At 68.6% G+C, this 18,555-nt stretch carries 14 protein-coding genes; 6 read left to right on the top strand and 8 right to left on the bottom strand.

Features of this window, described 5'->3' with window-relative positions; genetic code table 11:
- Window positions 1–3: 3 nt before the first annotated feature.
- From bshA to bshC, 3 genes are read right to left on the bottom strand one after another with little or no spacing between them, the layout of a single operon-like run.
- Window positions 4–1,167, bottom strand: coding sequence for an N-acetyl-alpha-D-glucosaminyl L-malate synthase BshA (bshA, locus tag HUA74_RS32995; RefSeq protein WP_174457718.1), 1,164 nt, complete (start codon window positions 1,165–1,167; stop codon window positions 4–6).
- Entirely contained in the window at window positions 1,164–1,970 is an 807-nt protein-coding gene (bshB1, locus tag HUA74_RS32990; RefSeq protein WP_174457717.1) for a bacillithiol biosynthesis deacetylase BshB1, read from the bottom strand. The genes bshA and bshB1 overlap by 4 nt, the downstream gene beginning before the upstream one ends.
- The gene (bshC, locus tag HUA74_RS32985) at window positions 1,967–3,592 is read right to left on the bottom strand and encodes a bacillithiol biosynthesis cysteine-adding enzyme BshC (protein ID WP_174457716.1); all 1,626 of its coding nucleotides are present in this window, start codon (window positions 3,590–3,592) and stop codon (window positions 1,967–1,969) included. The genes bshB1 and bshC overlap by 4 nt, the downstream gene beginning before the upstream one ends.
- Window positions 3,593–3,736: 144 nt before the next feature.
- Here bshC and HUA74_RS32980 point away from each other — a divergent pair, with 144 nt between their 5' ends.
- From HUA74_RS32980 to HUA74_RS32970, 3 genes are read left to right on the top strand one after another with little or no spacing between them, the layout of a single operon-like run.
- Window positions 3,737–6,223: a PIG-L family deacetylase gene (locus HUA74_RS32980; protein ID WP_174457715.1), complete on the top strand. Its 2,487-nt coding sequence runs from the start codon at window positions 3,737–3,739 to the stop codon at window positions 6,221–6,223.
- Between the two features lie 8 nt (window positions 6,224–6,231).
- Window positions 6,232–6,390: a hypothetical protein gene (locus HUA74_RS32975; protein WP_174457688.1), complete on the top strand. Its 159-nt coding sequence runs from the start codon at window positions 6,232–6,234 to the stop codon at window positions 6,388–6,390.
- Window positions 6,387–8,099 carry a sodium:solute symporter gene (locus tag HUA74_RS32970; RefSeq protein ID WP_174457714.1) on the top strand — a complete coding sequence of 571 codons (1,713 nt, stop codon included), beginning with the start codon at window positions 6,387–6,389 and terminating at the stop codon, window positions 8,097–8,099. The genes HUA74_RS32975 and HUA74_RS32970 overlap by 4 nt, the downstream gene beginning before the upstream one ends.
- 144 nt (window positions 8,100–8,243) lie before the next feature.
- On the opposite strand, the gene HUA74_RS32965 is transcribed toward HUA74_RS32970, so the two are convergent.
- Window positions 8,244–9,173 (bottom strand): VCBS repeat-containing protein, encoded by a 930-nt coding sequence (locus tag HUA74_RS32965; protein ID WP_174457713.1) that lies wholly within the window; start codon window positions 9,171–9,173, stop codon window positions 8,244–8,246.
- Between the two features lie 296 nt (window positions 9,174–9,469).
- Here HUA74_RS32965 and HUA74_RS45220 point away from each other — a divergent pair, with 296 nt between their 5' ends.
- The 3 genes from HUA74_RS45220 (at window position 9,470) to HUA74_RS32950 (ending at window position 11,155) form a co-directional block, all read left to right on the top strand.
- Complete coding sequence (locus tag HUA74_RS45220) at window positions 9,470–9,703, top strand: hypothetical protein (protein ID WP_217443625.1); 234 nt, start codon at window positions 9,470–9,472, stop codon at window positions 9,701–9,703.
- Window positions 9,704–9,839: 136 nt separating this feature from the next.
- Entirely contained in the window at window positions 9,840–10,274 is a 435-nt protein-coding gene (locus tag HUA74_RS32955) for a helix-turn-helix transcriptional regulator (RefSeq protein WP_174457712.1), read from the top strand.
- Window positions 10,271–11,155, top strand: a complete 885-nt coding sequence (locus HUA74_RS32950) for an SRPBCC domain-containing protein (protein ID WP_174457711.1) — start codon at window positions 10,271–10,273, stop codon at window positions 11,153–11,155. The genes HUA74_RS32955 and HUA74_RS32950 overlap by 4 nt, the downstream gene beginning before the upstream one ends.
- 81 nt (window positions 11,156–11,236) lie before the next feature.
- Here the strand turns inward: HUA74_RS32950 and HUA74_RS32945 are convergent, their stop codons facing one another.
- The 4 genes from HUA74_RS32945 to HUA74_RS32930 form a co-directional block, all read right to left on the bottom strand.
- Window positions 11,237–12,952: an alpha/beta fold hydrolase gene (locus HUA74_RS32945; protein WP_174457710.1), complete on the bottom strand. Its 1,716-nt coding sequence runs from the start codon at window positions 12,950–12,952 to the stop codon at window positions 11,237–11,239.
- Between the two features lie 443 nt (window positions 12,953–13,395).
- The gene (locus tag HUA74_RS32940) at window positions 13,396–14,799 is read right to left on the bottom strand and encodes a family 2B encapsulin nanocompartment shell protein (protein WP_174457709.1); all 1,404 of its coding nucleotides are present in this window, start codon (window positions 14,797–14,799) and stop codon (window positions 13,396–13,398) included.
- 15 nt (window positions 14,800–14,814) lie between these two features.
- Complete coding sequence (locus tag HUA74_RS32935; protein ID WP_141641405.1) at window positions 14,815–16,224, bottom strand: family 2B encapsulin nanocompartment shell protein; 1,410 nt, start codon at window positions 16,222–16,224, stop codon at window positions 14,815–14,817.
- Window positions 16,225–16,283: 59 nt separating this feature from the next.
- Complete coding sequence (locus tag HUA74_RS32930) at window positions 16,284–18,545, bottom strand: family 2 encapsulin nanocompartment cargo protein terpene cyclase (RefSeq protein ID WP_174457708.1); 2,262 nt, start codon at window positions 18,543–18,545, stop codon at window positions 16,284–16,286.
- Window positions 18,546–18,555: the final 10 nt, after the last annotated feature.

Below are 18,555 nucleotides of genomic sequence, written 5' to 3'. Positions count from 1 at the left end.
CCTTCAGCGTCGGGGGGCTCCGCTCACGAGCCGGCGGTAGAGCGCCTCATACCGGTCGATGGCCGGCTTCATCCTGAAGCGCTCGACGACGTCGGCACGCGCTCGGATGGAGAACTCCTTCCAGCGCGCCGCGTCACGCAGCAGGCCGAGCACGTGGCCCGCCATGGCGCGCACATCGCCTAGCGGAGCCAGGAACCCCGTGTCGCCGTGGCGGACGACTTCTGGAATTCCTCCAACGTCGCTCGCGACCACGGGGACGCCGCAGCTGAGCGCCTCCAGCGCGGCGAGGCCGAAGCTCTCCTGTTCGCTGGGGAGCAGGAAGACGTCGGACGCGGCGAGCACTTCCATGAAGCGGTCCTGCTTGCCCGGGAAGGCCACGCGATGGGCGAGGCCCAGCTCGCGCAGCATCCGCTCCGCCGGGGCGCGCTCCGGTCCGTCACCCACCATCACCAACCGACAGGGCAACTGGCGGTGGACCTCCGCGAAGACGGCCACCACGTCGGTGATGCGCTTGACGGGACGGAAGTTGGAGACGTGGATGAGGACAGGCTCGTGCTCGCCCAGGTCCGGGAAGAGGGCTCGCAGGTGCGCGCGCTCCCGCGAGGGGGCATAGCGCTCCGTGTCCACGAAGTTGGCGATGACCTCGATGGGGAAGCTCTCCGGCAGCCCGAAGCCGCTCCACGTCGCGTCGCGGAGGAAGGCGGACGGCGTCGTCACCGCGTCGCTGCGCAGGATGGAGAAGCGCGTCATCGGCAGGTAGCTGGGGTGCACGCCCACCAGCGTGGTGTCCGTCCCGTGCAGGGTGGTGACGATGCGCGGCGCCCGCTCTCCCAGCACCTCGCGCGCCATCCACGCCGCCGTGGCGTGCGGCACCGCGTAGTGGACATGCAGCACGTCCAGCCGCTCCGTGTTGGCCACCTCAATCATCTTGGAGGCCAGCGCGATGGGGTACGTGCCGGAGCGCTGGAGCGCGGGGTAGTCGCTCTCCGTCACCTCGTGGAACGTCACGCCCCGGGGCAGGCTGTCCAGCCGCGCGGGCGGCTCCCGGGCGATGAAGTGGACGCGGTGACCTCGCTCGGCCATGCCCAGGCCGATGCCGGTGGCGACCATGCCGCTGCCCCCGAAGGTCGAAAAGCAGGTGATGGCGATGGAGAGGGGAGGACTCATCGGCGGTGAGGGAAGAACAGGGGCTTCTCGAAGCTATTCCGGCGGAAGTGTTCCACCGGGTCGATGAGCCCCAACGTCTCCCGGACGACATACGGCTCGCCGTGGGCGACACCCACCTGGGCGCCATAGAACCTGTCCCGCGCCTCCAGCGAGGAGAGAGACAGCGGCGAGCCCACCAGCGTGGCGGGCGCGTCAGGGCGGGGTTCCACCTGACTCGCGTAGCAGCGCACGGCCGCCGTCTTGCTCGCGTAGACGGCGGACACGTCCACGACGAAGCTCGGCTCCGCCAGGTGGCGCAGGGGGTAGTAGAGCACCTGCCGAGGGGTGAACGGGGCGCCGGGCGGCTCGGTCTCGAACTTGCGCACGCCGGCGAAGAACAGCGCGCGAGTCACCAGCGCGCTGGCGGCCTCGTGGTCCGGGTGGCGCTCCTCCTCCCACGGGACGATGACCAGCTCCGGCCGCAGGCGGCGCAGCGCTTCCACCACGCGGGCCACGGCGGACTCGCGGATGCGCTCGGACTCAGGGGCCTCGAAGCCAGCCCACGGGCTGAGCCAGCCATCGGGAAGGCCCAGGTTCTCCCGCACGGACAGGCCCAGCACGCGCGAGGCGGCCTCTGTCTCCGCGGCCCGGCTCTCCAGCGTCCCGCGAGAGCTCTTCTCGCCGCGAGACAAATCGATGATGCCGGTGCGGTGGCCCAGGCTCGAAAGCTTCGCCATCAACCCGCCACAGAACAGCTCCACGTCATCGGGATGCGGACCGAAGGCGAGGGCCTCCAGCCCATACGTCGCGCCGCTCGTGCTCATGGCGTCAGGTCCCGCAGGTCACCGGAGAAGGGGACACACGCGTCGAGCACCTGGCGGGTGAAGGCCCGGGAGCCGAAGCGACAGGCGTAGTAGGCCATGCCGTGGATGCGCTCCTGCGGAGCCCCGTCCGGGACGAGCATGGCGCGCAGCCGGTCCACGCGCTCGGTGGTGACCTCGTCGCGCAGCGCGAGCGCCCGACCATAGCGGGCCGCGAGACGGGACACGGCGGCGCGCACGGTGCCCCGCGTGCGCTTGAGCGCGTCGAGCAGCTGAGGGTCGAGCTTGAGCATCGACTCGCCCAGTCGGTCCAGCTCCGAGGCGAAGGCACCGAAGAGCCGCGCCTCCAGCGTGCCCGCGGGCTCGTAGGGCTCCGCCGCGTCGCGTGTGGCGAGCCTCGTCAGCAGTGCGTCGCGGGGCTCGCCCACCTCGTCCGGCGTGAGGCCCAACTTGTGGAGAAGTCTGCGGGCTCGGTCGTCCAGCACGCGGAAGCGGGCGCGCGGCACCACGAGTGGCATGGGCCGTCCCGCGTGCTCGTAGAGCGGTGAGAGCTGCGCGAAGTAGGAGACCTCGCCGGGGCCACCGACATAGGCCGCCGTGGGCAGCCACGTGTCCTGGAGGAGCGGACGCAAGAGCGCGGAGGTGGTGAAGCGCAGCGGCTCGCGCTCCAGCCAGTCCATCAACTCCCCCGTCGTCACGGTGGCGCCACGCGGATGGCCCACCAGGCTCCAGGTGTCAGCGCCCGCGGGGTCCAGCCGGTAGCGCGCGCCCTCGATGCCGTCAGGTGAGTAGAAGCCGAGCGGCGAGCCGGGCCGGATGTGGACCTGCTCGGAGAAGCCCGCCTGCGTCAGCGCCTCCACGCGACGCGAGAGCGCGGTGGAGATGGCGGCGGCGTCCTGAATCGCGAGCCGGTGGATGGGCGCGGCGAAGGGCGCGAGGCGGGCGTCCCTCGGGTCGATGAAGACCAGGCCCTCGTCCGCGAAGAGGACGGCGAGCACCTGGGTGAACGCCTCCGCGAGCGTCGCGTCGGGCTGGTAGGCGCGCGCGAGCAGCTCCAGGTGCTCGGAGGCCTGGGGCTCTGCTCCCAGCTCTGCGCGCAGCGCCTCGAGGGCCTGGGTGACACCCGCGCCGAGCTTGCGGTGGGCGACGGGCGCACGCGAGGCGGCGGCCTCGGGCACTTCCAACGCCACGCGCTTCGCGGAGCCCCGGGGGCTCGCGACGAAGCAGTGGTCCACTTCCGGCAGGTCGTGGTCCTCGGTTTGAAGCCAGAAGACGGGAACACAGGGCCGCCCGGTTTCTTCCCGAAGCGCGCGCGCGGCAGTGATTGCGGCGGCGGCCTTGTAGAGCGTGAAGAGCGGGCCGAGGAACAACCCCATCTGCTGGCCCGTCACCACGGCGATGGTGCCAGGGCGGGCAAGCTCCTCCAGATGACGCTCTCGCGCGGGGCTCGGCGCGAGGCGTGCGTTCTGGGCGACCACGACGTCGAGCAGGGCCGACGACATGGGGCGCAAGGCGGATGCGGCCGCGGCCTCCGCGCGCGCGGCGCGATGGCGGAAGCGGTCGGGCAGGAAGGCGAGCGCGCGTGGGTCTCCCTTGAGCCACGCGGTGGGAAAGGAAGGCGTCACGGTGCGCGGTGATAACAGGTCATTCCCTTGCCGGCACGGAGAAGGACCGTGACGCGCACGCGAGGTGAGGCCGTGGCTGGACGCGTCATGGTGATGAAGGTCAGGCGCGCGTGGGTGGAGACCTTGTTGTAGGGTCCGCCGCGGATGCGAACCCTGCTCTTCTTTGGCATGACGCTGGCCATGAGTCTTGGAATTGGGACTTCGGCCTTCGCCCAGGCACCTCGGCAACCCCACGCGGGGGAAATCGCCGCGGGACTCCGACGGCTCGGTGTGACGGGCAGCGTGCTCTACGTCGCGGCTCACCCGGACGACGAGAACACGCGCTTTCTCGCCTGGCTGGTCGGTGAACGCGGGCTGCGCGCGGGCTACCTGTCGCTCACGCGTGGCGACGGCGGACAGAACCTCATCGGCACCGAGCAGGACGAGCTGCTCGGACTCATCCGCACGTACGAGCTGCTGGCCGCGCGCCGCGTGGACGGCGCCGAGCAGTACTTCACCCGCGCGCGCGACTTCGGCTACACGAAGTCCGCCGACGAGGCGCTGCGCATCTGGGGACACGACGCGGTGCTGGCCGACGTGGTGCTCGCCATCCGTCGCTTCCAGCCGGACCTCATCGTCACGCGCTTCAACACGAAGCCGCCCAACCACGGACACCACACCGCGTCCGCGCTGCTCGCCGCCGAGGCCTTCACCGCCGCCGCCGACCCCAAGCGCTTCCCCGAGCAACTGGACCTGGTGAAGCCGTGGAAGGCGGACCGGCTGCTGAACAACGTCTCGACGTGGAGCCTCAAGCCCGACGCGGACATGTCCGGCTATCTCAAGGTGGACGTGGGCGGGTACGACGCGCTGCTCGGTCGCTCCTGGGGAGAAATCTCCGCGGAGAGCCGCAGCCAGCACAAGAGCCAGGGCTTCGGTGTACCGGCCGAGCGCGGTCCGCTGCTGGAGTACTTCACGCCGCTCGATGGCACGCGTCCGAAGGCGGACGTGTTCGAGGGCCTGGACCTGTCCTGGCGCCGGTGGAAGGGCACGGAGGCGGTGGCCCGCGCGGTGGATGACGCCGTGAAGGGCTTCGATGCGCGTGCTCCTTCCCGCACCGTGCCCGCGCTCTTGCGCGTGCATGAGGCATTGTCCGCGCTGCCTGATGACCATCCGTGGAAGGCGCTCAAGCTGCGCGAGACGGAAGCGCTCATCGCCGCGTGCGCGGGGTTGTTCCTGGAGGCACGCGCTCCGGAGGCCGCCGGTGTGCCGGGCGCTCCGGTGACGCTGAACCTGTTCGCGCTGAACCGCTCGCCCGCCGCGCTTCGACTCGTGAGCGTAACGCTGCCGGGCGGAGAGAGCGTGCCCGTGAATGCGGCGCTCGCGGAGCACACGCCCTTCAAGCTGGAGAAGAAGGTGACGCTGCCGGAGGACGCGGCCATCACCACGCCGTACTGGCTGCGCAAGCCCATCTCTGGAGGACTCTTCGCCCTCGAGGACTCGGACCGCGCGCTGACGGGGTTGCCCGAGGGCGGCCCCGCGCTGGCGGTGACCTTCGTTTACGAGGTCGGCGGCAGGCGCATCGCCGTGACGCGGCCGGTGGTCCACGTGTGGACGGACCCGGTGCGCGGCGAGCTGTACCGCGCGTTCGAGGTGGTGCCCGCCGTCACCGCGACGCTGGAGCGCGACCGGGTGATGTTCCCCAACGGGGCGACGCAGGCTGTCTCCGTGGTGCTGGGCGCGGGGCGCGCGGAGGCCTCGGGCAAGGTGCGCCTGGAGCTGCCGCAGGGCTGGCGTTCGGAGCCGGTGGAGCACGCGTTCCAGCTCGCCGCGCGCGGTGACGAGCGCACGGTCCAGTTCCGGGTGACGCCGCCCAAGGGCGCCACCGAGAAGGCGCGCCTGCGCGTCGTCGTGGACAGCGGAGGCCGCGCGGAGTCATGGCGCGTGCGCAACGTCGCCCACGAGCACCTGCCGCCCCTGGCGGTCCGCCAGCCCTCCGAGGCGACGCTGATTCCCTTCGCGCTCGCGACGAAGGTGAAGCGCCTGGGCTACATCCCCGGGCCGGGAGACCGCGTGGCGGAGAGCCTGGCGGCGGTGGGGTACGAGGTGACGGTGCTCCCCGAGGAGCGGCTGGCTTCCGAGAAGCTGGAGCGCTTCGACGCCATCCTCGTCGGTGTGCGCGCGTTCAACGCGAACCCCCGCCTCGCCGTGCACCGTGAGCGGCTGCTCGACTACGTGAAGCAGGGCGGGCGACTGGTGGTGCAGTACAACACCAACAGTCGCGTGGGCCCGCTGGCCGCCTTCGTCGGGCCGTACCCGCTGGAGCTTGGCCGCGAGCGCGTGACGGACGAGACGGCGGTGATGACTCCCGTGTCCAAGGACGAGCCGCTGTTGCGCGCACCCAACCGGCTCACGGCCGCGGACTTTGACGGCTGGGTGCAGGAGCGCGGCCTCTACTTCGCGTCGAAGTGGGATGACCACTACCGCCCGGTGTTCGAGCTGAACGACGCGGGCGAAGCGCCCCTGCGCGGCTCGCTGCTCGTCACCCGTCATGGCAAGGGCGTGTTCGTCTACACGGGCCTGGCCTTCTTCCGTCAGCTTCCCGCCGGAGTCCCCGGCGCCTACCGCCTCCTGGCGAACGTCCTCGCGCAATGAGCTCCCCCGTGAATCCGTCTCCCTCCCAGACACCGCCCGAAAAGAGGCCGGAGCTGGATGACGCGCCGCCGCTCCTGGGCTCGTGGCGCAACGTCTATCTGCTGGTGTTCGGCGCCTTCGTCCTGTTCCTCGCGCTGTCGTCGCTGCTCACCTGGGTGTACTCGTGACCTTGCTTGATTGGGTGGTGCTCGTCGGAACGACGGCGTTCATCGTCATCTGGGGGATGTGGAAGTCCCGGGGCGCGAAGAACACCGAGGACTACCTGCGCGGCGCGCGCGAGCTGAAGTGGCCCACGATTGGCCTCGCGGTGATGGCCACGCAGGCCAGCGCCATCACCTTTCTCTCCGTTCCCGGGCAGGCGTACGAAGACGGCATGCGCTTCGTGCAGTTCTACTTCGGACTGCCGTTCGCGATGATTCTCATCAGCGCGGTCTTCGTTCCCATCTACTACCGGCTGAACGTCATCACCGCGTACCAGTACCTGGAGTCCCGCTTCGACTTGAAGACGCGCCTGTTGGGCGCCTTCCTGTTCCTGGTGCAGCGGGGACTGGCCGCGGGCATCACCATCTACGCCCCGGCCATCATCCTCTCCACCATCCTCGGCTGGCCGCTGGAGCCCACCGTCGTCGCGATGGGTGCGCTGGTCATCTTCTACACGGTGACGGGCGGCTCCAACGCCGTCAGCCAGACGCAGAAGCAGCAGATGGTGGTGATGATGGGCGGCATGGTGGTGGCCGCGCTGGTCATCCTCTGGCGGCTGCCCAAGCACGTGTCGTTCGGCGACGCCGTGGACGTCGCGGGCGCGTTCGGCCGGATGAACGTAGTGAGCTTCGACTTCAACGTGCAGGACCGCTACAACTTCTGGTCCGGCATCACCGGCGGCTTCTTCCTGGCGCTGTCCTACTTCGGCACGGACCAGTCGCAGGTGGGCCGCTACCTGACGGGGCGCTCCATCTCAGAGAGCCGGCTGGGACTGCTGTTCAACGGCGTCCTCAAGCTGCCGATGCAGTTCCTCATCCTCTTCGTCGGCATCCTCGTCTTCGTCTTCTACCAGTTCAGCACGCCGCCCCTGCTGTTCAACGACACGCTGGGCGAGCGCATGCGCGCGACGACGCAGGCGGGGGAGTACGCGGCGCTGGAGGCGAAGTGGGAGCAGGTGCAGTCCGGCAAGCGCGCGGAGGTGGAGCGCTACCTGGCGGCGGGAGACGCGGGAGACGCCGCCACGCAGTCGGGAATCCGGGAGGCCCTGCGTGTCTCCTCGGGCGAGGCCAGCGCGGTCCGCAAGGAGGCCAAGGCCCTGGTGTCGCGCGCGTTGCCTGGCGCGGAGACCAAGGACTCCGATTACATCTTCATCGGCTTCGTGAAGCGCTGGCTGCCCAGTGGCCTCTTCGGCCTGCTCATCGCGGTCATCCTGGCGGCGGCCATGAGCTCCATCGCCAGTGAGCTGAACGCGCTGGGCGCCACCACGACGGTGGACTTCTACCGGCGCGTGTTCCGCCCGGAGGCGTCGGACCGGCACGTCCTCATCGCCTCCAAGCTGTTCACCGTGTTCTGGGGATTGGTGGCCGTGGGCTTCGCGAGCTTCGCGTCGCTGCTCGACAACCTCATCCAGGCGGTGAACATCCTGGGCTCCATCTTCTACGGCACGGTGCTGGGCATCTTCCTGGTCGCCTTCTTCCTCAAGCACGTGCGAGGACACGCGGTCTTCACCGCGGCCGTCATCTCCCAGGCCACGGTGATTGGCCTCTTCATGCTCAGCGACATCGGCTACCTCTGGTTCAACGTCATCGGCTGCGCGCTCGTCGTCGCGCTGAGCCTGGCGCTCCAGGTCGTCATGCCTCGCGAGCCGCAGGTCGCGCCGGCCGCCGAGGTGTAGGTCGCGGGCTTGGGCCCCCATGAGGGGCCCGCCCTGGAGCGATGACCTCTCCGGCGTCGTCGACGAGGCCCGGAGTGGGGTCCAACTGGTGGAGGCGCCTCGCGCGGGATGTCCGAGCGAGGCCCCTGCGCGCCGACGCCCGGGCTAGCGAGGACCCACGAGGTACATGCAGGTTCCCGACGAGGGGGGCGGGGTGACCTGTGAGAACCACGGCGGGCAGCCCGAGCCCATGCTGCCCACGGTCATGGACGTGCCCAGGCTCATCCCCGCCATCCGCCAGATGACGACCTGCCCCGAGCTCGGGTTGTGCCAGGCGATGTCTGGGATTCCATCGCGCGTGTAGTCCGCGGTGGCGCCGACATAGAAGGCCAGGGACATGACGGGCAGGGGAAAGGAGCCGATGATGGCGGTGTTGTTCATTCGCCAGATGTCATTCTGGCCCGAGGTGCGGTGGCGCCAGAGCAGGTCCGTCCTCCCATCTCCGTCGAAGTCCGCCGCGCCCACGATGTACCAGGGGATCGCGCGAGGAAGCGGCGTGGAGATGCCGATGGGCGTGGGCCCGGACATGTACTGGTAGAAGAACTGCCCCGTGGAGCGGTTGTGCAGCACCAGGTCTGTCTGCCCGTCCATGTTGAAGTCTCCGGACGCGGCGACGTACCAGCTCGACGACGGGAGGACGCCCGAGATGGGCGCCATGCCGAGCACACTGAAGGAGCTGTTGAGGAAACGGATGGCCGTGCCGGCCGACGCGGGCGTGTGGAAGACGAGGTCCGGGTCCGACGTCGGTCCGCCGAAATCGGAGGCGGCCTGAACCACGAGCGACGGCGACACGGCGGGCATCACCGCCGTGGCGGCCAGGGAGGGGCCGGCCATGATCCAGGTGAGCATGTTGCCCGTGGACTGGTTCCTCCACAGCAGGTCGGAGTTCGGGTCGCCATTGAAGCTCACGACATCGCCGAGGATGGCCTGGGACTGGGTGCCCTCCGGCGCGACGCCTTCGTCGAGCGTTCCCTCCGGCTCGCCACAGCCCAGGACACCTCCAGCAAGACACAACGTCAGCACGGTCTTCTTCATGTTCAGCTCCCCCACGGGTGACTGCTCTTCGGAAACGGCGTGACTACACGGCCACGGCCTCGGTAATGCTGAGCGCCGCCGGCGGGGTCGGCGATGCGCTGCGCGGAATGCACGGTGGGTGAAGTCATGGCGCGCATCTTGTCCCATGCTCCCGACGCGAAGCCAATACATGCACATACCCGCCGTTTTAGTTTGGAGTGTCTCAATGCGTCAGTCGCCATCGCCGGGAGAACTCCTCGCGGTTGCGTTACCGCCGTGAAATGTGTCGGCACTGCGTACTCCCTTGCACACCTTGCATGGCGCCGACGTCACAACTGGATATCGCCGCGACGATTCCGGCCGCGAACAGGGTCAGCCTGTTGATGGGTCTGGGCGATGGCTCGCTCGCGGAGAGGCAAGACGTCGTCCTGGGGGCGATGCCCAGGGGGCTCGTCGCGGGGAAATTCAACGCCGATGACAGACTCGAGCTGATGGTGAGCCAGGACGGAAGTGCTCCCCTCAAGCTCCTGACGACGACCTGTCTTCCCTGACGCAGCGGCCGTCCACGACTCTTGAACGCCGCCCGCGAGTGGCCCCGTTTGGGGGAACGAACGACGCGTAACGTCTTCGTTTCGAATCTGCTTGCCGCGATTTCGCGTGCGCTGATATGTAACGAGTCGTTGACATATGAGTCCTCGCTCCGCCCACGCCCACCTGCCCACGTCTTCGGGGCCGTCCACGACGCTCGACGCGGTGTTCTTCGCGCTCGCCGACAGCACCCGGCGGGCGCTGCTGGCCCGCCTGCGGGGCTCCGAAGCGACCGCGGGGAGCCTCGCCACGGGCTTCGCGATGACCCGGCCCGCGGTGTCGCGCCACCTGCGCGTGCTGCGCCAGGCGGAGATGGTCCGCGAGGAGCGCCGGGGACGCGAGCGCGTCTACACGCTGGAGCCGCTGCGCCTGCGGCTCATCAGCGATTGGCTCGATGACTACCGCGTGTTCTGGCCCGCGCGGCTCCATGCCCTGAAGCAATTCATTGAGTCGATGCCCGACGACGACGCTCCAGGCCCACCCCAGGTCCCGGTGCGTCGCGCCCCACGTTCCCCGAAGAGGAGGCCCCGATGAGCCCGTCGTTCGAGCACGAGTTCACCTTCAAGCTGCCGGCTCCACCCGAGCGGGTCTACCGCGCACTGACCGACCCGGCCGAGCTGCGTCACTGGTTCGCCGAGCACGCCGAGGTCGAGCCGCGTGTCGGTGGGGCCTACCGCTTCTGGGGCAAGGCCACCCTCGGCGCGCCCCGCGAGCCTGTCCGCGACCAGGTCCTGACGGCGCTCGAGCCCGGCCGCGAGCTCAGGTTCAGCTGGACGATTCAAGGCGTCCCGACCGAGGTGAACTACACGCTCCAGTCAGGGGAGGGCCCGGACGCGTGTTCACTGGTGATTCGCCACGCCGTGCGAGGGCAGCTGCCGTTTCGCCAGCCGCGTCACGTGATTGACGACTTGTGGCGCATCCACACCGGGAACCTCAAGGACCACCTTCGCGAGGGCATCCAGCTCACGCTGCCCGACTTCAGCAGCAATACCCCCGAGGTGCGCGCGTCGATTGAAATCGCCGCGCCGCCCGCGAAGGTGTACCGAGCCCTGCTCGTCCCCGAGCTGATGAACCGCTGGCTCTTTGGCGCCGCCCGCGTCGACGTGGAGCGCGGTGAGATTTCCTACGGATGGAACTACACTTGCGAGGGCAGGTCCGTGGCGGGCGGCCCCACCCGCATCCTCGAGAAGGTCGAGAACGAGCGCCTGGTCACCGATTGGACCGACTGGCGGGGGGAGCCGGACAAGCCGATGACGCGCGTGACGTGGCTCCTGGAGCCCCTCGCGGAAGGGCGCCACACGCGCGTCACCGTCATCCACGACCGCTTCGAGCTGCCGGTCGACCGCAGCGACTACCAGCAGGGCTGGGCCGGGTTCCTGCGCCACCTCGGCAAGGTGGCCACCGACGCGAGCTGAGTCCGTCGGCGAACCTCGAACGCCGCCCGCGCGCGGGCACCTCCCACGGGCGGGCGGCGGATGGATGGAAGACAGCGGGCCTCAGAGCTCCGTGCAGTTGAGCGCTATCTTCCGATGCTCCAGCGCCTGCCGGATGCCGCTGTAGACGACCCCGTTCGACGCGAGCCCCACGTGTTCGACGAGGTTGTCCTTGCAGAAGTCCTGCACCGTCACGTTGCACTGCAGCGCCTCGCCCGAAGGGCTCGTCCGGTCACAGTTGTCCATCTTCCCGTTCGAGTTCGCCTTGGTGAACACGTCATGCAGGGTGTTGATGTTGGTGTAGTAGACGGGGTCGTTCGGCGGGCGCGTGTTGATCTCCGCGATGAACGCCGAGCCCGCCTTCATCTGCTTGCAGGGCAGCGGGTCCGCCGCGGTGCCGGTGCAGTTGAATAGCAGGCGCGCCACCAGGGCGAGCAGCGGGTCGTCGTCGGTGCCCTTGTGGGGCGTGCCCAGGCTGATGATGCTCTCCACCGACGCATTGCCGAAGTCACGCACGTACGCGCGGGCCACCGCGCCACCCTGGCTGTGGCCAATCAGATGGACCTTGCTCGCGCCCGTCTGGAGCAGCACGTCCGCCACCTTGAACTTGAGCTGTCGCGCGCTCTCGTGAAGGTCAATCAAGCCGCCGCTGGGCAGTTCGAAGAAGAAGCGCTGGTAGCCATCCCTGTCCAACCGGCTCTCCAGCGTCCAGTACAGGATTTCGCTCGCCAGGGTGCCGCCGACGATGACGACCGGATTCTTGCGCGCCGTCGGAGTGGGCGAGGGAGTCGGCGTCGGCGCGGGAAGCGGTGTGGTGGCGGGGACGGTGGTGATGCCGCAGCTCAGCACGCTGGCCTGTGCGCTGCCCGGGTTGCTGATGAGCGGCGGGTCCGCGCCCCAGCAGGACCAGGCGCCGTCCGCCTGGGGACCGTGCTGCACCATGAACTGTGCATGCACGGAGCCATTGCCGGCATAGGAGAGGTCGCAGCCACCACTGATGACCTTGCCCGTGGCGGCGGCGAGGGCTCGGGGATAGGCCATGCCCGTGGTCTTCACGCCCTGGCTCACCGCGCAGCGCAGCGCGGGCTTCGGGATGAGGAGGGCCGCCTGCGCGGGGTCCACCGCGAGCTGACACGCGACGAGTGACGCGGTGACGGTGGCGTCCTGTGGATGGTTCGGCGGGTCCGCGGCCTGACAGCGCCAGCCCTTGCCATTCGCAGTGGGCTTGGAGACGACGACGTTCTCCGCGTGGATGGAGCCATTCATCGCGTGGGAGGAGTCACAGCCGCCGGAGACGACGACATAGCCCTCGGTGGCGAGCTGTGGGGTGAGGGACACCTCCGCGAGCGGGTTGCGCGAGGGGCCCGTCTTCGAGCTGAGCGTCTTGCACTGCAAGCGCAGGCTGCTGACGTTGGGCGCGCTGGCCTTGCAGAAGGTGACGGAGGCCTTGGCCCACGCGGGATTGATGACGAGCGCGGGGTCGGCGCCCTTGCACCGCCAGCCGAAGTCCCCGTCGGGAGCGTTCTGCACCATGACCTCGGCGTGCGCGGAGTCGTAGCCGAAGCGCGACACCTCGCACCCGCCGCCCACGCGGACGTAGCCCTGTTGCTGTCTGGCGAGCGGCACGGAGGCCACGGCCTTCGGATTGGCGCCGAGGCCGGTGGCGGGAGCGCGCTCTTGAATCGTCTGACAGTCGAAGGTCACCTGCGCCGAGGCCGTCGTGCCCACGAGCAGGAGCGCGGCGAGGAGGACTCCACGTGGGCCATGTGCGGGGCTCATCGCGTCGCCTCCGGGGTGGAGGTGCGAAGGTCCTCGGAATAATGGCGACGGCAAAGCCGCCTCACAGAGCGCGCCAGCGCGTGCGTGGCGGTGTGAAGCGGAATGAAGTGGGGCTGCGTCATGGAGTCACTCTCCCTGCGGCGGCGAGCCAGGGCCACGCCGCACGCGGGGCGGTGATCTGCAAGCGCTGGACCCGTGACAGGGATGGACTTGTCCAAGAGCAGGGCGGAGCGATGTTCCTCACGCCAACAATCGAAGACAGTCAAAACGGACGCGTCACGGACACGTCAGCGAAGCCGCGTGACACGTCAGCCCGGAATGGACAGCCATGACTCGGGACAGGCCGGCTCCTGGTCTGCCTGGACCCATCCCGGGACACTCCGGACACGCCCCGTGTTGCCGAGAGCGGGCTCTACCTGCGAGCCCGCTCCCGTGGCGAAACCTCAGCCGCCCAGCTCGACGTTCTCGAGCACTCCGAGCGCATCCGGAATCAGGAGCGCCGCGGAGAAGTAGGTGCTGACGAGATAGGACGAAATGGCCTTCTCGCTGATGTCCATGCGGCGCACGGACAGGCCCGGCTCGACTTCGTCCTGGAGCCCCGTGCGGTGCAGGCCGATGACGCCCTGGTCCGACTCACCGGTGCGCATCACGATGATGGAGCTGGTGCGCTGCTCGGTGATGGGAATCTTGTCGCACGGCAGGATGGGAACGCCGCGCCACGCCATCGCCTTGGTGCCCTGCACGTCCACCACCGTCGGGTACAGCCCGCGACGGGTGCACTCCCGGCCAAACGCGGCGATGGTGCGCGGGTGGGCCAGGAAGAAGCGTGACTTGCGGCGCCGGCTGAGCAGCTCGTCCATGTCGTCCGGCGTCGGAGGGCCGGAGCGCGTGTGGATGCGCTGCTTCAGGTCGGCGTTGTGCAGAAGGCCGAAGTCACGGTTGTTGATGAGCTCGTGCTCCTGCCGCTCCTTCAGCGCCTCAATCGTCAGCCGGAGCTGCTGCTCCGTCTGGTTCATCGGCCCGTTGAACAGGTCCGCGACACGGGTGTGCACGCGGAGCACCGTCTGCGCCACGCTCAGCTCGTACTCGCGCGGAGCCAGCTCATAGTCCACGTAGCCACCGTGCAGTGACGGCTCGCCGGAGTGACCCGCGGCCATCGGAATCGCCGCCTGCCCCATCTTGTCCTGGGGCTTCTTCAGGCGCTCCTTGTACCGCGCGACGTGCGCCTGCAGGGCAGGGGACTGCTTGATGAGGTCCTCGAACACCTGCTGCGGCAGCGCCAGCACCGTGCAGGCCGTGGTCGCCTTGACGGTGAAGCCCCAGTGGTCGTTCGACTCCACCACCGCCTGGTCACCGAAGTGGTCGCCGTCCGCGAGCACGTCCAGCACCAGCTCGTCCCCGTACTTGCCCTTGCCCAGCTTCTTCGCCTTGCCGTGGGCCAACAGGAACACGTGCTCGGCGGGAGTCCCCGCCTCGACGATGGACTCGCCGGCCTTGTACTCCTTCTGGACGAAGCGGCTCGCCAGGGCCTGGAACACCGCGCTGTCACCCTCGAAGCCGCGCAGCAGCGGCAGCTTGTGCAGCTCCTGGGCGGGCACTTCCACCCGGGCGCCCACGTTGCCGAAGTTGAGCCGGTCGTCTCCCACCGAGTAGCTCAGGCGACGGTTGACGCGGTACGTGCCGCCCGTCACCTCCACCCACGGCAGCATGCGCAACAGCCACCGGGGGGTGATGCCCTGCATCTGCGGTACGGTCTTGGTCGTCGTCGCGAGCTGCCGAGCACCCGCCGTGCTCAAGCTCGTCAACTGCGAGTCCATTCCGCCGCCTGGATTGTTTGGGTTCGTCATGGCGTCGGGCTTTCGTTACTCCGAGCGGCCAATCTCGACGCTCTCCAGGATGCCCAGCGCGTCCGGGATGAGGACGGCGGCGGAGAAGTACGCGCTGACCAGGTAGTTGATGATGGCCTTCTCGTTGATGCCCATGAAGCGGACAGAGAGGCTGGGCTCGATTTCGTCGGGGATGCCGGCCTGGTGCAGACCGACGACGCCCTGGTTCTTCTCACCCGCGCGCATCAGCAGGATGGAGCTGGTGCGGGAGTCGGAGACCGGAATCTTGTTGCACGGGAAGATGGGGATGCCGCGCCAGGCGGGCACCATGTTGCCGTTGAGCTCCACGCTCGTGGGGTAGATGCCCCGGCGGTTGCACTCCTGGCCGAAGGCGGCGATGGCGCGCGGGTGCGCCAGGAAGAAGGACGGGTCCTTCCACACGGTGGAGAGCAGCTCGTCCATGTCGTCCGGCGTCGGAGGGCCGGAGCGGGTGTGGATGCGCTGCTTCAGGTCGGCGTTGTGCAGCAGGCCGAAGTCGCGGTTGTTGATGAGCTCGTGCTCCTTGCGCTCCTTCAGGGCCTCCACCGTCAGACGCAGCTGCTGCTCCGTCTGGTTCATCGGCTCGTTGAAGAGGTCCGCGACGCGGCTGTGAATCTGGAGCACCGTCTGCGCGACGCTCAGCTCGTACTCGCGCGGCGACGTCTCGTAGTCCACGTACGTGCCCGGCAGCACCGGCTCGCCCGTGTGGCCCGCGGCCAGCTCGATGGCGGCCTGGCCCGACGTGTCCTGCTTCTTCTTCGAGCGCGCCTTGAACTGCTCGATGTGCTTCTGGAGCGAGGGCGCCTGGGCGACCACCGCCTCGAACGCGGACTGCTGGAGCATCAGCACGGTGCACGCCGTGACGGCTTTCGCCGTGAAGGTCCAGAAGTCCTGCGACTCCAGCAGCGCCTGGAAGCTGTAGTGGTCGCCGTCGGCGAGCACGCCAATCACCGTCTCGTCGCCGTACTTGCCGGCGCCAATCTGGTTCACCTTGCCGTGGGCGATGAGGCAGATGGAGTCCGCCTCCTGGCCCTTGGCGGTGATGACCTCGCCCGCCTTGAACTCCTTCTGCTCGAAGCGGTTGGCCAGGGCCTGCAGCACTTCCACGTCGTCGAACCCGCGCAGCAGGGGCAGCTCACACAGCTCCTGGGGGATGACCTGGACCTTGGCGCCGGCCGTGGTGAACGTCACGCGGCCGTCGCCCACCGCGTACGTCATGCGGCGGTTGACGCGGTACACGCCACCGGACACCTGCACCCACGGCAGCAGCTTGAGCAGCCACCGGGAGGAGATGCCCTGCATCTGCGGAACGGACTTGGTCGTCGTCGCGAGCTGCCGCGCCGCCGCCGTCCCGAGGCTCAACAGCTGGTTCTCTGCTTCGTTGCCGGGCTTCATCGAGTTCGCCATGAGGGCACCTTGTCTTTCAGAGGTGGGGAGACTGGGAAAAGGTTGGGATTACGAATGAGTCAGGACTGGCGGAGGGCGCTGAACATCGAGGCGATTCGGGCCGCGGAGGTGCCCAGCCCCGTGGGGCCGTGCACGTGAGGCATGGGCTTGCGGCTGCCCTTCATCTCGAACTCCTTGTACCGGTCCACCGTCTGGTGCCAGATGAGCACGCCGGCCATCCAGTTCTGGAGCTTCACGACGTACAGGTTGAGCTTCTCCTGCGCCCGCGCGTCCAGCTTGAAGTTGAGGATGAGCGACGGCAGCTCGGTGGCGACGGTGTGCTGGAACTGCTCCATCCGCGCGGTCATCAAATCGTTGACGACCTCCACTGCCTGGGTGGGCGCCAGGTCCAGGAAGCGCTGGACGACGAGGACGCCGTTGTTCAGCTCGCCCTCGTACTCAATCTCCTTCTGATAGGAGAAGACGTCGTTGGTGAGGCAGGCGTAGTCGGCCGCCGAGTTCTCCAGCGAGCGGATGGGCCGGGTGTGGAAGATCTCCGCCGGAATCGCGTCGCCGTGGGCCAGCCGCGACAGGCTCATGGTCAGGTCCGAGCCGAACGTCTTGCGGCGCATCTCCACATAGTCGACCGGGTCCGGGACGCGGTTCTGTATCTGATTGGCCAGCTCCCACAGCCAGCTCTCCGTCATGTCCTGGATGGCCTTGCGGAACAGGTTACGCGCGTTCGGCGTCAGGTTGGCCGCGGTGCGCGCCCACAGGTCGGCGAGGCCTCGCTCCACCGGGTTCGTCGCGACCGCCGTGCTGGTGGCCGGGTCGTCCGGCATGAACGCCGTCAGCCGGGCGTTGAAGAGCTTCGCCCCGGCCATGTCCTTGGTGTAGCCGTAGAAGGCCGGGAAGTAGTCGTCCGCGTACGTGCCCCAGACGAGCCAGCCTGCGGTCAGGTTCAGCTCGGCGACGGAGGCGTCCGGATGGATGAGCGCGCCGCACAGCGCCACGTCCGCGACGTCGAACTTGTGGTCATCCCAGATGTACACGCCGGGCAGACCGGGCAGCGCGTCCAGCATGCCCATGCGCCGCGCCCACGCCTTGGAGTCCTTGCGCGAGCCGTCCAGGTGGGGGCTGAGCCCCGTGGTGTACGGCATGTAGAACTTCGGAGGCACCAGGTGGCCCACCGGCTGATAGGGCACGTGGGCAAAGCTCTTGAAGCGCTTGAGGCCCAGCGCGCCGGGCGACAGGGGGATGCGAAGCGCGGACGTGCCCAGGCCCGGGAAGGGGAGGTTCAGCTCGGCGCCGGGGCCCGATGCGGGCTTCATGTAGCGGCTGGAGCGCAGGTGCCACTCGTGGCCGCCGGACTGCCAGTCCTGGAGCCCCCGGATGTAGACGAGGACGTTGGCCTGCTCCACCGGGTTGAGGCCGTGCTCCGCGAAGAGCGAGGGCAGCTCCGTCACCGCCGTGTTCTCGAACTGCTGGAGCCGCGACGTGAGCACGTCGTTGACCAGGTTGGCCGCCGCCTGCGGGTCGATGTCCAGGAAGCGCTCCATGACGAGCACGCCGTTGGACAGCTCGCCTTCCTCCAGAATCTCCCGCTCGTAGGAGAACAAGTCGTTGCGCAGGTGGACCGCGTCCGCGAACGAGTGCTTCAGCACGAGCATCGCCCGGCTGGCGGCGATGCGGTCAGGCACTTCGGCGAAGACAGCGTGCTCCACCAGGTCCGCGGACCAGGGCGCCCCGCCGACCTTGCGGCGCATCTCGATGTACTCAATCGGGTTGGAGACCCGGTGCTCGCTGATGTTGTCCAGCTCCCACGTGGACTCGTCCAGGAGCGCCTTGGTGCTCTCGAAGAAGCGCTTGCGCCACTCCACCGACTTGGAGGGCACCGTGCGCATCCACAGGTCCGCCAGGCCCGCTTCCACCGGGTTGGTGGGCTTGGGCATGGGCGTGGACAGGTCCACCGGCATGAACTGGGGAAGCCGGTCCAGGTACGCCTTGGAGCCCTCGCGGTCCTGCGGACGCTTGTAGATTTCGAGGAAGTGGTCGTCGAAGTAGAAGACCCAGACGTACCAGTCCGTGATGAGGTCCAGCTCCGGGCTCGGCGCCTCCGGATGGGTGTAGGCGCACAAGAGCGCGTAGTCCATCGCGTCGAACTTCTTCTCGCTCCAGATTTCCGGAGCGCTGCCGTCCTTGGGCGCGCCGATGATTCCCAATTCGCGCGCCCACGCCTTGGAGTGCACCCGGGCTGCTTCGAGGTTTGGATTCAGGCGCGCGGGCCAGGGGACATAGAACTCTGGCAATACAAAAGGATGTTTGTCTCGCGCCTTGGCCATGGGTGCCCCT

The organism is Myxococcus sp. CA051A, from assembly GCF_013336705.1.
GTDB lineage: Bacteria > Myxococcota > Myxococcia > Myxococcales > Myxococcaceae > Myxococcus > Myxococcus llanfairpwllgwyngyllgogerychwyrndrobwllllantysiliogogogochensis.
The sequence above is the reverse complement of the archived record's forward strand: the minus strand, read 5'-3'. Positions and strand labels throughout refer to the sequence as shown.

Excerpts from the sequence above, each read along its gene's own strand:
- bshA (WP_174457718.1), bottom strand. The coding sequence starts at position 1,167 with ATGAGTCCTCCCCTCTCCATCGCCATCACCTGCTTTTCGACCTTCGGG.
- bshB1 (WP_174457717.1), bottom strand. The coding sequence starts at position 1,970 with ATGAGCACGAGCGGCGCGACGTATGGGCTGGAGGCCCTCGCCTTCGGT.
- HUA74_RS32980 (WP_174457715.1), top strand. The coding sequence starts at position 3,737 with ATGCGAACCCTGCTCTTCTTTGGCATGACGCTGGCCATGAGTCTTGGA.
- HUA74_RS32965 (WP_174457713.1), bottom strand. The coding sequence starts at position 9,173 with ATGAAGAAGACCGTGCTGACGTTGTGTCTTGCTGGAGGTGTCCTGGGC.
- HUA74_RS45220 (WP_217443625.1), top strand. The coding sequence starts at position 9,470 with ATGGCGCCGACGTCACAACTGGATATCGCCGCGACGATTCCGGCCGCG.
- HUA74_RS32955 (WP_174457712.1), top strand. The coding sequence starts at position 9,840 with ATGAGTCCTCGCTCCGCCCACGCCCACCTGCCCACGTCTTCGGGGCCG.
- HUA74_RS32950 (WP_174457711.1), top strand. The coding sequence starts at position 10,271 with ATGAGCCCGTCGTTCGAGCACGAGTTCACCTTCAAGCTGCCGGCTCCA.
- HUA74_RS32945 (WP_174457710.1), bottom strand. The coding sequence starts at position 12,952 with ATGAGCCCCGCACATGGCCCACGTGGAGTCCTCCTCGCCGCGCTCCTG.
- HUA74_RS32940 (WP_174457709.1), bottom strand. The coding sequence starts at position 14,799 with ATGACGAACCCAAACAATCCAGGCGGCGGAATGGACTCGCAGTTGACG.
- HUA74_RS32935 (WP_141641405.1), bottom strand. The coding sequence starts at position 16,224 with ATGGCGAACTCGATGAAGCCCGGCAACGAAGCAGAGAACCAGCTGTTG.
- HUA74_RS32930 (WP_174457708.1), bottom strand. The coding sequence starts at position 18,545 with ATGGCCAAGGCGCGAGACAAACATCCTTTTGTATTGCCAGAGTTCTAT.